The following is a 14607-nucleotide window of genomic DNA, read 5'->3' on the forward strand; positions in this document are numbered from 1 at the left end:
GTTATGCAGTGACATTTTTTCTCCTCGCGGGCACCCCACCCGCCTTGAGAAATGGTGCACGAGGCGGTTTCGGCCAACCTCGGCAGCAACGACCGGTTTTTGCCGCAGACCGACATGGCATGGCGCGACAAGAGAAATGAAAAAGCCCCCGAAGGGGCATGAAGGGATGGTAATAACCACCGGGAACAGATAGGAAGGTCAGGCCGCCACCGGGCGCTTGCTTGGACTGCCCGCATCGACCAGCCGCAGGAACGGGCTCTTGCCGGCCGAGGGCAGCTTGGCCACGGCGAAGCGGTACGGTATCGCCGCCTTGGTGATCAGCAGCCACAGGTAGTCGGCGAAACTGCGGCGGATCACCAGGAACACGCCGTCACCGTCCACCCGGCACACCAGTCCGCCGGCCTTGCCCAGCACCGTGCTGGCCGCGTCGCCCGCCTCGATCGATTCGAAGTCGTACACGCCGAGGTGGCGCAGCAGCGTGACGTGCTCGACGCCGGACAGGTAGACCGTGGTCAGGCCACCGCTATTGTCCACCGCCTGGGCGAACAGCCCGTCGAAGTGCTTGCCGCAGGCCGCCAGCAGCGCCGGCACGGCAGCGCGGGCGGTGATCAGCAGGCATTCGTCCGGCGATTGCCAGATCAGCACGCCGGCCTCACCGCTGCTGAAGCGGCTGGCGGCGGGCACCGCCGGGCCGGTGGCCCGGCTGATGGCCTGGGCCACGGCAGCGTCGGAGAGGTCGCCGCGCAACACAATGTAGCCCAAGAGCGGCAGTTCGTTGGCGCGCACCTTTTGGCTGGCGTCGGCCGGTACCGTCAGCGCCGGCAGGTTGAAGTTGACCAGCGGCGATTGCAGGTAGGGTTGGAAGTTAGGCATGTTGACGCACCCCTTCTTGATCGACGAATACGGAGGAAACCACCTTGGCCGGGTGCATCTTGCCATGCGCCCACACGTACACCGTGTCGCCTTCGCGCTTCAGACCGCCCTTGAGCACCGCCATCGCGATGGAGCGGCCGAGGAAGGCGCTGTGGTAGCTGGAAGTCACGTGGCCCTGCATGTCGGCCGGCGCCTGCGTGTTGCGGCTCGACAGGATCTGCGCGCCTTCGGCCAGCACCACCTTCGGGTCTTCGGTGTACAGGCCCACCAGCTGCTTGCGGTCGGAGCGCGAGGTGTCGGAACGCGACAGCGAACGCTTGCCGAGGAAGCTGAACGGCTTCTTCATGCCCACCGCCCAGGCCATGTTCAGGTCGATCGGGCTCATCGAACCGTCGGTGTCCTGGCCCACGATGATGAAGCCCTTCTCGGCACGCAGCACGTGCATGGTCTCGGTGCCGTACGGCGTGATGCCGAACTCCTTGCCGGCTTCCATCACCTGTTCCCAGATGTAGTGGCCGTAGCAGGCGTCGACGTTGATTTCATACGCCAGCTCGCCGGAGAACGAGATGCGGCACACGCGGGCCGGCACGCCGGCGACGGTGCCTTCACGCCAGTCCATGAACTTGAAGGTGTCGGCGGACAGGTCGATGTCGCTGGAGAGCTTCTGCAGCACGGCACGGCTCTTCGGGCCGACCACGGCGGTGGTGCTCCAGTGGTCGGTGACCGAGGTGAAGCGCACCTTCAGCTCCGGCCATTCGGTCTGGTGCCAGCGCTCCAGCCAGTTCAGCACACGCGCGGCGCCGCCGGTGGTGGTGGTCATGTAGAAGTGGTCGTCGGCGATGCAGGCAGTCACACCGTCGTCCATCACCATGCCGTTCTCGTCCAGCATCAGGCCGTAGCGGCACTTGCCCGGGTCGAGCTTGGTCCAGGCGTTGGAGTAGATGCGGTTGAGGAATTCGCGCGCGTCCGGGCCCTTGATGTCGATCTTGCCCAGGGTCGACGCGTCCATCACGCCAACACTATTTCGAGTCGCCAGGCACTCGCGGTCCACCGCCTGGTGCATGGTTTCGTTGCCCTTGGGGAAGTACCAGGGGCGCATCCACTGGCCAACGGTCTCGAACAGCGCACCGCGGGCGACGTGCGACGACTGCATCGCGGTGTAGCGGCGCGGGTCGAAGGTATCGCCGACGTGGCTGCCCGCCAGCGCACCGAAGGTCACCGGGGTGTAGGCCGGACGGTAGGTGGTGGTGCCCACTTGCGAGATCGGCATGCCGAGCGCCTCGGCGGCGATGGCGAAGCCGTTGACGTTGGACAGCTTGCCCTGATCGGTACCGAAGCCCAGCGCGGTGTAGCGCTTGACGTGTTCGATCGAGCGGTAGTTCTCGCGCACGGCCAGATGGATGTCGGCGGCGGCCACGTCGTTCTGGAAGTCGACCAGCGCCTTGGCACCGTGCCCTTCCGGCTTGCCGTCCGGTACACGGAACACGCGGCGGGTCGGCTGGATGTCCTTGTCTTCGCTGACCGGGCAGGTGCTGGACGACGTACGGCCGAAGCCGATCAGCATCGCGCTGACCGAGGCGTGCGTCTGCGCCAGCGCCTCACCCAGGCCCCAGCGGCCAGTGATGGCGCCGGCCACGCTGATGCCCTGGCGGCCTTCGTCCGGGGTGACGAAGGACAGGCGTTCTTCGTTCCAGTACGGGCGGCCGTTGTTGTGGCAGAACAGGTGCACGGTCGAGGTCAGGCCGCCGGAGGACAGGATGGCGTCGGCCGACAGGGTCGGGCCTTTGCCGGTCACGGTCAGGCAGTGCGGGTCGAGCTTGACCAGCTTGGCGCCGCTGGCGGCCTTGCCGCCCTGCACCTCGGCGATACCGTAGCCGAGCAGCAGCTCGACGCCGGCCTTCTTCGCCGCATCCAGGCGCCAGGCGGCGGCGCCGCGCTGACGGGTGTCGATCAGGGTCACGCGGCTGCCGGCCTCGGCCAGGTCCAGCGCGGTGTCGTACGACGCGTCGTTATGGGTGAGCAGCAGCACCTTGCGGCCGACCGCCACGCCGTAGCGGTTCAGGTAGGTATGGCCGGCGGCGGCGGTGAGCACGCCCGGGCGGTCGTTGTTGCCGTAGACCAGCGGACGCTCGATGGCGCCGGTGGCCAGCACCACGTGGTGCGCGCGGATCTTGTGCAGGCGCTGACGCGGCAGGGTGGCGACGCGCTGCGCGATCGGCAGGTGGTCCTGCACCAGCTCGACCGCCTGCACCAGGTTCTGCTCGTGGTGGGCGAACGCCGTGGTGCGGGTCAGCACGGTGACGTTGGACAGGCTCTTCAATTCTGCCAGGCGCTCACTGACCCACTTCATCGCCGGCTTGCCGTCGATCACGGCGCGGGCATCAGACAGCATCCAGCCGCCCGCCTCGCTCTGCTCGTCGACCAGCAGGGTCTTGAGGCCGGCACGGCCGGCCAGCGTAGCGGCCCACAGGCCGCAGGCGCCGCCGCCCACCACCAGCACATCCACGTGGTGGTGCAGGTGGTCGTAGAATTCCGGATCCGGATCGACCGGAGCGCGGCCGTAGCCGGCGGCCTTACGGATGATCTCTTCATAAAACGGCCAGGCTTTCGCCGGACCCATGAAGGTCTTGTAGTAGAAACCGGGCGGCATGAAGCGGCTGAACTGGCCGGCCAGCCCCTTCAGGTCGAAGTTGAGCGACGGGAAGCCGGTGGTGGTGGTGGCGGACAGCCCCTCGTACATCTCCACCTGGGTCGCTTTCAGGTCCGGTACGGTATGGCCGCCGGTCTCGAGCTGGATCAGCGCGTTCGGCTCTTCGGCGCCGTGGCCGACGATGCCGCGCGGGCGGCCGTACTTGAAGCTGCGGCCGATCAGTTTCACGCCGTTGGCGATCAGGGCCGAGGCCAGCGTGTCGCCGGCGAAGGCCTGGTATTTCTTGCCGTCGAAGCGGAAGGTCAGCGGCGCCTTTTCGTTGATGCGCTGGCTGCTACGGTGGACACGGTAAGCGCTCATGCTTCGCTCTCCTTCAGATACAGCTCTTTGCCTGCGGCCAGCGTCCAGGTGCCGGCGATTTCATAGCTCACGGTGTTGCGCTTGACCGCAAACACCTTGCGGCAACCGGCGGTGTGCTGCCATTGCTCCCAAAACCAGCCGCGCGTGTTCTTGCGCATGAACAGGTAATCACCCCATTCGGCTTCGGTCGCCTCTTCCGGGTTGGCCGGACGGGGGATGTAGGCCTCGCCGGCGTAACTGAATTCTTCTTCCTCGCGGGTTGCCCCGCAGTGCGGACAATGAATCTGGAACATCTGCGGCTCCTTAGTGCGCAACGCCGGCGGCGCCGTGCTCGTCAATCAGATGACCGGTATTGAAGCGGTCGAGCGCGAACGCCTTGTTCAGCGGATGCGCCTCATCGTTGGCGATGGTGTGCGCGAACACATAGCCCGAACCCGGGGTGGCCTTGAAGCCACCGGTGCCCCAACCGCAGTTGAAGTACAGGCCCTTGACCTTGGTCTTGCTGATGATCGGACAGGCATCCGGCGCCACGTCCACGATGCCGCCCCACTGGCGGTTCATGCGCACGCGCGAGAAGCTGGGGAACAGTTCGATGATCGCCGCCGCGGTATGCTCGATCACGTGCGGGCTGCCGCGCTGGCCGTAGCCGAGATAGCTGTCGATACCGGCGCCGATCACCAGCTCGCCCTTGTCGGACTGGCTGACGTAGCCGTGCACAGCGTTCGACATCACCACCGTGTCCAGGCACGGCTTCATCGATTCGGACACGAAGGCCTGCAGCGGGTGGCTTTCCAGCGGCAGGCGCACGCCGGCCATCTTGGCCAGCGGCGTCGAGTTGCCGGCGGCCACGCAACCGACGCGGTCGGCGAAGATGTCGCCCTTGGTGGTCTTGACGCCCTTGATGCGGCCGTCTTCGATGATCATGTCGATGACTTCGCACTGCTCGATGATGTCGACGCCCAGCTCGCTGGCGCCGCGGGCGAAGCCCCAGGCCACCGCGTCGTGGCGCGCCACGCCGCCGCGCGGCTGGTAGCTGGCGCCCATCACCGGATAGCGCGTCTTGGCGCTGATGTCCATCAGCGGCACGATGTCCTGAATTTCCTTCGGCGAAAGCACCACGCCGTCGATACCGTTCAGGTTGTTGGCGTTGACGCGGCGCTCGATGTCGCGCATGTCCTGCAGGGTGTGGCCGAGGTTCATCACCCCGCGCTGGCTGAACATCACGTTGAAGTTCAAATCCAGCGACAGGCCTTCCCACAGTTTCATGGCGTGTTCGTACAACTGCGCCGCCTCGTCCCACAGGTAGTTGGAACGCACGATGGTGGTATTGCGCGCGGTGTTGCCGCCGCCGAGGTAGCCTTTTTCCAGTACCGCGACATTCTTCACGCCGTGGTTTTTGGCCAAGTAATAAGCTGTCGCCAGACCATGGCCGCCGCCGCCGACGATGATCACGTCGTAACGAGGCTTCGCCTGCGGACTGCGCCAGGCCGGCTGCCAGCTTTCATTATGTTTGAGCCCGTTCTTCAACAGGCTCCAGAGGGAGTAACGGTTTGCCATGGGACGGGTCCGTATTGAGGTGCCAAGGTGAGTTCATTCTTGGCGAGCCGGCCCCGTTCCGATTGACTGGAAAGGACGATCACTTGCCGATTTACGACAAAGCGCCCTTGACCCAGATCATTTACCCGATATTTATCCCCTCGCCCCCTTGAAAGCCTCGGCAAGGCACCCAAGGTTGGCCGAAACCCTCGCCATGCCCCGCCAAAATCCATGTCCAAAAAACGACAAAACCTGGCGGCTGACGGCCAGAGCCCCCTTTTCGCGCGCGCTAAGGTGAAGCAGCGTCGTCGGTAACAAACCGGCCAACGACAGCGTCGATCAACGGATAGCCAAAGGAGCGGCACACCGCCAGCCGGTGACCGAGAAAACGAACATGTCCCAGTCCCAACTCAGATACATCCTGGCCTTCACCTGTAAAAGCGCACCGGGCCAGATCGCCCGCGCCACGCAACTACTCGACGCGCACCACTGCTATATCGACGAGCTGGCGGTGTTCGACGACGAGGACACCCAGCGCTTCTTCGTGCGCTGCACCTTCCACTCGCTCGGCGACGGCTTCGACCGCGCCGCTCTGGAAGCCGGCCTCGCCGACATGGCTGGCCACTACGACATGCAATGGACGCTGCATGACACGCACACCCGTCCGCGTGTGCTGATCATGGTGTCGAAACTCGACCACTGCCTGAACGACCTGCTCTACCGCTGCAAGATGGGCGACCTCGACATGGAAGTGACCGCGATCGTCTCCAACCATGCCGACCTGGCGCCGATCGCCGCCGCGCACGGCCTGACCTACCACCACCTGCCGGTCACCCACGACACCAAGCCGCAGCAGGAAGCGGCACTGCTGGAACTGGTGCGAGAAACCCAATCCGAGCTGGTGATCCTGGCGCGCTACATGCAGGTGCTGTCGCCGGAGATGTCGAAGAAGCTCTCGGGACGCGCCATCAACATCCACCATTCCTTCCTGCCCGGTTTCAAGGGCGCCAAGCCCTACCACCAGGCGCACGAACGCGGCGTCAAGCTGATCGGCGCCACCGCCCACTACATCACCGACGATCTGGACGAAGGTCCGATCATCGAGCAGGTGGTGGAGCGCGTCGACCACGCCTACCGCCCGGAGCAGCTGCTGGCCGCCGGGCGCGACATGGAGTGCCTGGCGCTGGCGCGCGCGGTGCGCTTCCACCTCGAACGGCGCGTGTTCCTCAACGGCAACCGTACCGTGGTACTGCGCTGACCCACCCTGCCCCGCGGCGGCGCTGGCACGTCGTCCGCGGGGCCCTGCAACGCTTTTGCTGCAACGCACTGTTCGCGCACGGCATCCTGCCCTATCATGCCGGTCATTTGCCTCATTTCCTCCCCCGCTCCATGACCGACACGTCCACCGATATCGCCGATATCACCGCCCTCGACGCCTACCTCGACGCCCACCAGGCCAAACTGGTCACCACCGACGGCAGCTACGCCCTGTCGGTGCACGGCGACATCCTCGTCGGCGCGCGCCGCGTGCCTTATCACCTGGTGCCGGACGAAGGCTTCCTCGGCAAGACCGCCAAGTGGCGCAAGCTCGACGATGCGGCGCGCCCGGCATTGGTGCAGGAACGCTGGAACAGCGCGACGCGCGCCCGGCTGGAAGCGCACGTGCGCGAGTGCGCCGAGCGCGTGCTGACGTTGGCCGAACAATACGAGCTCGACCCCACCGGCGCGCTGCAGGCCTTTCTTGCCAAGTACGAACTGGCAAAGCGGCGCTGCTCGCTGGCGCTCGACCGCATCGCCGCGCTGCGCGACAGCCACGCCGCCACGCGTCAGGCCGAAAAGACCCGCAACGCGGTCAACCTGTCGCTCTACCCGGAATCGTTCACGCTGGCGCAAAGCATGCGCCGCCACTTCATCGCCGTGCTGGGCCCCACCAACTCCGGCAAGACCCACGCCGCGATGGAACACCTGGCCCAGGCCGGCACCGGCGCCTATCTCGCCCCGCTGCGGCTGTTGGCGCTGGAAAACTACCAGCGCCTGCTCGACGCCGGCGTGGCGGTCAGCCTGATCACCGGCGAACAGCGCAAGCTGCACCCGGACGCCACCCACGTGGCGAGCACGGTGGAGATGCTCAACCCGAACCGTCCGCTCGACGTGGCGGTGATCGATGAAATCCAGCTGCTCGACGACCCCGACCGCGGCGCCGCCTGGACCGCCGCGGTGTGCGGCGTGCCGGCCAGCACCGTGTACCTGCTGGGCGCGCTGGAAGCGGAGCCGGCGATCGAGGCCTTGGTCAAGCGCGTCGGCGGCACGCTGGAAGTGAAGAAGCTGCAGCGCAAATCGCCGCTGGTGATGGAAAAGAAACCGCTGGGCTCGCTCAAGAACCTGCAGGCGGGCGACGTGCTGATCGCCTTCTCGCGCCGCGAAGTGCTCAACTGGCGCGACCAGGCCATCGAACAGGGCTTCGCGGTGTCGGCGATCTACGGCAACCTGTCGCCGGAAGTGCGCCAGGCGCAGGCGGAACGCTTCATCGACGGCGAAACCAAGATCGTGGTCGGCACCGACGCCATCGGCATGGGCCTCAACACCCCGGCGCGGCGCGTCATCTTCACCACCGCCAGCAAGTGGGACGGCTACAGCGAAGGCGAAATCCCGGCCGCGCTGGCCAAGCAGATCGCCGGGCGCGCCGGCCGCTTCGGCGCGCACGAAGCGGGCTACGTCGCCGGGCTCGACAGCCATACCCACCAGATCATCGCCAATCTGCTCAAGGAAACGACCGAGCCGCTGCCGGCCTCCGGCTTCTACGTCGCGCCCAGCCTCGACTACCTGCAGCAGATCGCCGCCGCCACCGGCCAGAGCAAGCTGCAGGCGCTGCTGGAGCTGTTCACCAAGCACATCAATGTGCACGACGAATTCTTCCTGCCCGCCAACCTCGCCGACCAGATCGAGAAGGCGCGCTGGCTCGACGCCCTGCCGCTGACGCTGGCCGACCGCGTCACCTTCAGCCTGTGCCCGGTATCGACCAAGATTCCGATGCTGGAACGCGCGCTGCAGGACTGGGCGCAGTACCGCGCCGACGGCCGCGAGGCGCCGCTGTTGCGCATGGAAGGCATGGGCGGGCGTAACGAACTGCAATACCTCGAAGACACCTGCAAGCTCTACGCCGCCTACGCCTGGCTGGGCTACCGCATGGCCGACACCTTCCCGCACGGCGAGATGGCGCAGACACTGATGCAGTCCACCTCCGACAAGATCGACGCCTTGTTGCAGGCCCAGAACACCCGCCGCCACGGCCGCCGCGCGCCGCAGGACCAACGCCGCCAGCCCGGCAACGGCAAACCCCGACAGCTCAAGCCCGGGCGGCGCTGAGCCCGGATACCGTGCCCGGAAGCCCAGGCGGGGATGTGGCCTGCTTGGCTTCCGGGCACGGGGCCTCTCGCCACCCCGTCCCCCCCTCGGCGCCAGCCGCGGTTAGCCTCATGCCCAGCCCCGCAACAGGAGGCCATGCCGTGCAGGTGACGTCAGAACCTGTTCGCGATCGTTGAACAGGGCCCCGAAGACAGCTAAACACGGGTCTTAGTTTTTTTATTTCCTGGTCATCGAATAAATCAATTTCCCGACTAAATTGAGACTACTTACTCTTTAGGAGAGGCTCATGTATTCCACATGGAGCCGGGTGTGAGTGCCAATGTCCCCAGGAGAGAACCCATGTCGACTGAATCGAAATGCCCTTTCAAACATACCGCAGGCGGTGGCACGTCGAACCAGGACTGGTGGCCCAATCAGCTGAACCTGAAAATCCTGCACCAACACTCGTCGCTGTCCGACCCCATGGGCGAGGACTTCGACTACGCCAAAGCATTCAAGAATCTCGATCTGGCGGCCGTGAAGAAGGACCTCCTGGCGCTGATGACTAACTCGCAGGACTGGTGGCCGGCGGATTTTGGTCACTACGGACCCTTGTTCATCCGCATGGCCTGGCACAGCGCCGGCACCTACCGCATCGGCGACGGCCGTGGCGGCGCCGGAGCCGGCCAGCAACGCTTCGCCCCGCTCAACAGCTGGCCCGACAACGCCAACCTCGACAAGGCGCGCCGGCTGCTGTGGCCGATCAAGCAGAAGTACGGCCGGAAGATCTCCTGGGCCGACCTGATGATTCTCGCCGGCAACGTCGCGCTGGAGTCGATGGGGTTCAAGACCTTCGGCTTCGCCGGCGGGCGGAAAGACGTCTGGGAGCCGGAAGAAGACGTCTACTGGGGCGCCGAAACCACCTGGCTGGAAAACAAACGCTATTCCGGCGAGCGGGATCTGGAAAATCCGCTCGGCGCCGTGCAGATGGGCCTGATCTACGTGAACCCGGAAGGCCCGGACGGCAACCCGGACCCGCTCGCGGCGGCCAAGGATATCCGCGAGACCTTTGCCCGCATGGCGATGAACGATGAAGAGACGGTGGCGCTCATTGCAGGCGGCCACACCTTCGGCAAGACCCACGGCGCCGGCCCGGCATCCCATGTAGGGGCCGAGCCGGAAGCCGCCGGCCTTGAAGAGCAGGGGCTCGGCTGGAGGAGCCGCTTCGGCACCGGCAAAGGCGGCGACACCATCACCAGCGGCCTGGAAGTGACCTGGACCACCACGCCGACCCGGTGGAGCAACAACTTCTTCGAGAACCTGTTCGGCTACGAATGGGAGCTGAGCAAGAGCCCGGCCGGCGCGCACCAGTGGGTCGCCAAGGACGGCGCGGGTGCGGGGGCCATTCCGGACGCGCACGATCCGTCGAAGCATCACGCTCCGACGATGCTGACCACCGATCTTTCGCTGCGCTTCGACCCGGCCTATGAAAAGATCTCGCGACGTTTCTACGAGAACCCGGACCAGTTCGCCGACGCGTTTGCCCGGGCGTGGTTCAAGCTCACGCACCGCGACATGGGGCCGCGCGCACGCTATCTCGGCCCGGAAGTGCCGGCAGAAGAGCTCCTCTGGCAAGACCCCATCCCCGCGCTCGATCACAAGTTGATCGACGAACAGGACATTGCCGCCCTCAAGGGCAAGATTCTGGCGTCGGGCCTGTCCGTCTCGCAACTGGTCTCCACCGCCTGGGCGTCGGCGTTCACCTTCCGCGGCTCCGACAAGCGCGGCGGTGCCAACGGTGCCCGTATTCGCCTCGTGCCGCAGAAAGATTGGGAAGTCAACCAGCCCGAGCAACTGGCGAAAGTACTCGAGACCCTGCAAGGCATTCGGCACGCGTTCAACAACGCCCAGTCCGGCGGCAAGAAGGTCTCGCTCGCCGACCTGATCGTGCTGGGCGGTTGCACCGGCGTCGAGCAGGCGGCGAAGAAGGCTGGCCACACCGTGACGGTGCCGTTTGCACCGGGCCGCATGGACGCTTCCCAAGAGCAAACCGACGTGGTCTCCATGGCGGTGCTCGAACCCATCGCGGACGGCTTCCGCAACTACCTCAAGGGCAGATACGCCGTCCCGGCCGAGGCCCTGCTGGTCGACAAGGCGCAATTGCTGACGCTGACGGCGCCGGAGATGACGGTGCTGGTGGGCGGCCTGCGGGTTCTGGGCACCAATGTCAGGCAGAGCCGGCACGGGGTCTTCACTCAAAGACCAGAGGTATTGAGCAACGATTTCTTCCTGAACCTGCTCGACATGGGCACGGCGTGGAAGGCCACGTCAGACGCCAAGGACGTGTTCGAAGGGCGCGATCGCGCCACGGGGCAACTCAAATGGACCGGCACCCGTGTCGATCTGGTCTTCGGCTCGAACTCCCAACTGCGGGCCTTGGCGGAAGTCTATGGCAGCGCGGACGCCCAGGAAAAGTTCGTCCATGACTTTGTCGCCGCCTGGAACAAGGTGATGAACCTCGACCGCTTCGACCTGGCGTGATGCTCGCCCCCAGGGCGTGTCGTCTAGTGTTTCTCCGGCGCAGAGTCGGATAGCAGGGATGACACGCCCTCAGCGGCTGCGCTTGCCACTGTCACTGAATTGGCGAGCGTTGCTGTGCAAACCTCCCGCACGCAACCGCGCAGCCAGCGATGCGCCAGATCGGCATCCATTCGCGGATGCCAGAGCAGGGAAACCGTGATCTCAGGAGCGGGAAACGGAAGGGCAAAGCTGTGCATCCCGTCACGCAGGGTGCCGGTATGGCGCTCGGGAACCGTGGCGACCAGATCCGTGGCCCGCGCCAACGCCAGCGCCGGGGCAAAACCGCCGACGATGGTCATGATCTCCCGTTCCAGCCCGATCGTCCTCAAGGTTTCATCAACCGGCCCCTTGTCGCTCCCCCGCCGGGAGACCAGGACATGCCGGCCCGCCGCATAACGGACGGGGGTGATCTCCCCCCGGCAGAGCGGGTGCCCCTGGCGCACGACACCGATGAAACGGTCTTGGAACAAAGCGCGCACACGCACCTCCGGGCCTGTTCCCTCCCCCACCACGCCGGTATCCAGATCGACGCTGCCGTCGCGCAGCGGCGCGGTGTCTTTGTTCGATTTCGGCATGAAACGCAGCCGGACCCCGGGAGCAGCCTCGCCGACCCGAGCGATGAGACTCGGCCCGAAATTTTCCACGAAACCATCGCCGACGCGCAGCGTGAAGGTGCGGACGAGCTGGGTGAGATCGAGCTTCTCTGCCGGGCGCAGCACCGCTGCGGCGTCCTGAACGAGCTGGCTGACCTGCTCGCGCAGTTCAAGCGCACGCGGGGTGGGCACCAGCCCGCGCCCCGCCCTGACCAGCAAGGGGTCGCCCGTCGTCTCGCGCAAGCGCGCCAGAGCCCGGCTCATCGCCGAGGGGCTCAGCCGCAAGCGCCGGGCAGCGCGCGCCACGCTGCCTTCGGCGAGCAGCACGTCAAGGGTGACAAGCAAATTGAAATCGGGTGTCGACATGTATTCTGGCCTATTGAATTCGAAAGCAAGCTCCAGCTCCCGCAAGGCGTCCAGAGGCCCTGTTAAGGAGCACGCCAGCAGGCTGGAGGTGAATGCACCATTGATAGCATGCCGGGCCATACGATCAATACCGTTTGGATAAAATGCGCCGCCGCCGACGCCACCAAAAGCCCGCCATCTGCTATCGTCCTATCTATGCAACCCATCATCACCATATCGAATCTCTCCAAATCCTACGCTTCAGGCTTCCAGGCCTTGAAGGGCGTCAATCTGGAGATCCGGCGCGGAGAAATCTTCGCCTTGCTGGGCCCGAACGGGGCCGGCAAGACCACGTTGATCAGCACGATCTGCGGCATCGTCAATCCGAGCGAAGGCCGGATTCTGGTTGATGGCCACGACATCGTGACCGACTACCGCGCGGCCCGCGCCATGATTGGCCTGGTGCCGCAGGAGCTGACCACCGACGCCTTCGAATCGGTGTGGGCCACGGTGTCGTTCAGCCGCGGCCTGTTCGGCAAACGCAAGAACCCGGCCTACATCGAAGAAGTGCTCAAGGCGCTGTCGTTGTGGGACAAGAAGGACAACCGCATCATGACGCTGTCGGGCGGCATGAAGCGGCGCGTGCTGATTGCCAAGGCGCTGTCGCACGAGCCGTCGATCCTGTTTCTCGACGAGCCAACGGCGGGGGTTGATGTCGAACTGCGCCAGGACATGTGGCAGCTGGTGCGCTCGCTGCAAGAGCGGGGGGTGACCATCATCCTGACCACCCACTACATCGACGAAGCCGAGGAGATGGCCGACCGCATCGGGGTGATCCGCAAGGGCGAGATCATCCTGGTGGACGAGAAGGCCGAATTGATGCGCAAGCTCGGCAAGAAACAGCTGACGCTGCAACTGGAGGCCCCGCTCGAGAGCATTCCTTCCGAGCTTGGCGGCTACGAGCTGGATCTGGCGAATGGCCGCAGCGAGCTGGTCTATACCTACGACGCGCAGGGCGAACGCTCCGGCATCCTCGCGCTGTTGCAGGCTCTCAACGCGGCGGGGATACGCTTCAAGGACCTGCAAACGACGCAAAGCTCGCTGGAGGACATCTTCGTCAGCCTGGTGAGGGAGAGAAAATGAACCTGTATGCAGTCTGTGCGATTTACCGCTTCGAGATGGCCCGCGCCGGGCGCACGCTGATGCAGAGCATCATCTCCCCGGTGATCTCCACCTCGCTCTATTTTGTCGTGTTCGGCGCCGCCATCGGCTCGCGCATCCCCGAAACCCATGGCATCAGCTACGGTGCTTTCCTGGTGCCGGGGCTGATCATGCTGTCGCTGCTGACGCAGAGCATCGCCAACGCCTCGTTCGGCATCTATTTCCCCAAGTTCACGGGGACGATCTACGAGTTGCTGTCGGCGCCGGTTTCCTATCTGGAGCTGGTGGTGAGCTATGTCGGGGCGGCGGCGACCAAGTCGGTGATTCTCGGCCTGATCATCCTGGCGACGGCGGGCCTGTTCGTGCCGCTGCAGGTGGCCCACCCCCTGTGGATGCTGCTGTTCCTGGTGCTGACCTCGGTAACGTTCAGCCTGTTCGGCTTCATCATCGGCATCTGGGCGGATGGCTTCGAAAAGCTGCAGATCATCCCGCTGCTGATCATCACGCCGTTGACGTTTCTCGGCGGCAGCTTTTACTCCATCGATATCCTGCCGCCGTTCTGGCAGACCGCCGCACTGTTCAACCCGGTGGTCTACCTGATCAGCGGCTTTCGCTGGAGCTTCTATGGCATTGCCGACGTCAGCGTCGGCATCAGCCTCGCCATGACAATCGGCTTTTTGGCGCTGTTCACGGCGATCGTGGCGTGGATTTTCAAGACCGGCTATCGCATCAAGGCCTAGGCCATCATCCGCATCCTGTTTCTTTCTGAGAGCCAATAGCTGACACACTCAGCGTGCGGATTCGATAAGTCATGCCAACGGCCTGGTTGAAGTAGCGCCCTGGCAGGTCGGGACCGGAGACAGCAGGCAGGACCGGCCGGTCAATCCGGCATCCCGGACCCATGACGTAGCCCTCGAAATACGCGCGGCACGGGCAGGCGAGGTAACCGGGCCGCTGGCCTCACCCCCTGTCGCGCCGCCGATGCGAAGAGGCCAGCCACGACACCCGGGGCGGTTCAGTTTTCGACTTCAATAGACAGGAACAAAACGTGTTCCAGCCCTGGCACGCTTGATCGTGACATGGCGTTTAATGCACGAATTAAGTGCAAATGCTGCGCCTTCCGCCCTATTCGGCTGCCACCTAGACTCCTCTCTGAAAGCCCCG

General features: G+C 65.0%; 10 protein-coding genes. 5 read left to right on the forward strand and 5 right to left on the reverse strand.

Features of this window, described 5'->3' with window-relative positions; translation table 11 throughout:
* Positions 1–198: 198 nt before the first annotated feature.
* The 4 genes from ABKF58_RS19040 to ABKF58_RS19055 are packed head-to-tail and all read right to left on the reverse strand — an operon-like array spanning position 199 to position 5440.
* Complete coding sequence (locus tag ABKF58_RS19040; protein WP_482582765.1) at positions 199–873, reverse strand: sarcosine oxidase subunit gamma; 675 nt, start codon at positions 871–873, stop codon at positions 199–201.
* The gene (locus ABKF58_RS19045) at positions 866–3883 is read right to left on the reverse strand and encodes a sarcosine oxidase subunit alpha family protein (protein ID WP_482582766.1); all 3018 of its coding nucleotides are present in this window, start codon (positions 3881–3883) and stop codon (positions 866–868) included. Before ABKF58_RS19045 ends, ABKF58_RS19040 begins: the two co-directional genes overlap by 8 nt.
* Positions 3880–4176, reverse strand: coding sequence for a sarcosine oxidase subunit delta (locus ABKF58_RS19050; protein WP_008955493.1), 297 nt, complete (start codon positions 4174–4176; stop codon positions 3880–3882). The genes ABKF58_RS19045 and ABKF58_RS19050 overlap by 4 nt, the downstream gene beginning before the upstream one ends.
* Positions 4177–4186: 10 nt before the next feature.
* Positions 4187–5440: a sarcosine oxidase subunit beta family protein gene (locus ABKF58_RS19055; protein WP_008955494.1), complete on the reverse strand. Its 1254-nt coding sequence runs from the start codon at positions 5438–5440 to the stop codon at positions 4187–4189.
* A 373-nt stretch (positions 5441–5813) separates the two neighbouring features.
* Between ABKF58_RS19055 and purU the strand changes: the two genes are divergently transcribed.
* The 3 genes from purU (at position 5814) to katG (ending at position 11305) form a co-directional block, all read left to right on the forward strand.
* Positions 5814–6677, forward strand: coding sequence for a formyltetrahydrofolate deformylase (gene purU / locus ABKF58_RS19060; protein ID WP_014086599.1), 864 nt, complete (start codon positions 5814–5816; stop codon positions 6675–6677).
* Between the two features lie 131 nt (positions 6678–6808).
* The gene (locus ABKF58_RS19065; protein ID WP_482582769.1) at positions 6809–8785 is read left to right on the forward strand and encodes a helicase-related protein; all 1977 of its coding nucleotides are present in this window, start codon (positions 6809–6811) and stop codon (positions 8783–8785) included.
* A gap of 339 nt (positions 8786–9124) precedes the next feature.
* Positions 9125–11305, forward strand: coding sequence for a catalase/peroxidase HPI (gene katG, locus ABKF58_RS19070; RefSeq protein ID WP_482584404.1), 2181 nt, complete (start codon positions 9125–9127; stop codon positions 11303–11305).
* 23 nt (positions 11306–11328) lie between these two features.
* Here katG and ABKF58_RS19075 read toward each other — a convergent pair whose 3' ends face one another.
* Positions 11329–12303 carry a LysR family transcriptional regulator gene (locus ABKF58_RS19075; RefSeq protein WP_482582770.1) on the reverse strand — a complete coding sequence of 325 codons (975 nt, stop codon included), beginning with the start codon at positions 12301–12303 and terminating at the stop codon, positions 11329–11331.
* A 195-nt stretch (positions 12304–12498) separates the two neighbouring features.
* On the opposite strand from ABKF58_RS19075, the gene ABKF58_RS19080 reads away from it, so the two are divergent.
* The gene (locus tag ABKF58_RS19080; protein WP_008955499.1) at positions 12499–13425 is read left to right on the forward strand and encodes an ABC transporter ATP-binding protein; all 927 of its coding nucleotides are present in this window, start codon (positions 12499–12501) and stop codon (positions 13423–13425) included.
* Entirely contained in the window at positions 13422–14183 is a 762-nt protein-coding gene (locus tag ABKF58_RS19085; protein WP_008955500.1) for an ABC transporter permease, read from the forward strand. The genes ABKF58_RS19080 and ABKF58_RS19085 overlap by 4 nt, the downstream gene beginning before the upstream one ends.
* Positions 14184–14607 lie beyond the last annotated feature (424 nt).

This window comes from Pseudogulbenkiania sp. AW2-16 (genome assembly GCF_056824575.1).

Excerpts from the sequence above, each read along its gene's own strand:
- ABKF58_RS19040 (WP_482582765.1), bottom strand. The coding sequence starts at position 873 with ATGCCTAACTTCCAACCCTACCTGCAATCGCCGCTGGTCAACTTCAAC.
- ABKF58_RS19045 (WP_482582766.1), bottom strand. The coding sequence starts at position 3,883 with ATGAGCGCTTACCGTGTCCACCGTAGCAGCCAGCGCATCAACGAAAAG.
- ABKF58_RS19050 (WP_008955493.1), bottom strand. The coding sequence starts at position 4,176 with ATGTTCCAGATTCATTGTCCGCACTGCGGGGCAACCCGCGAGGAAGAA.
- ABKF58_RS19055 (WP_008955494.1), bottom strand. The coding sequence starts at position 5,440 with ATGGCAAACCGTTACTCCCTCTGGAGCCTGTTGAAGAACGGGCTCAAA.
- purU (WP_014086599.1), top strand. The coding sequence starts at position 5,814 with ATGTCCCAGTCCCAACTCAGATACATCCTGGCCTTCACCTGTAAAAGC.
- ABKF58_RS19065 (WP_482582769.1), top strand. The coding sequence starts at position 6,809 with ATGACCGACACGTCCACCGATATCGCCGATATCACCGCCCTCGACGCC.
- katG (WP_482584404.1), top strand. The coding sequence starts at position 9,125 with ATGTCGACTGAATCGAAATGCCCTTTCAAACATACCGCAGGCGGTGGC.
- ABKF58_RS19075 (WP_482582770.1), bottom strand. The coding sequence starts at position 12,303 with ATGTCGACACCCGATTTCAATTTGCTTGTCACCCTTGACGTGCTGCTC.
- ABKF58_RS19080 (WP_008955499.1), top strand. The coding sequence starts at position 12,499 with ATGCAACCCATCATCACCATATCGAATCTCTCCAAATCCTACGCTTCA.
- ABKF58_RS19085 (WP_008955500.1), top strand. The coding sequence starts at position 13,422 with ATGAACCTGTATGCAGTCTGTGCGATTTACCGCTTCGAGATGGCCCGC.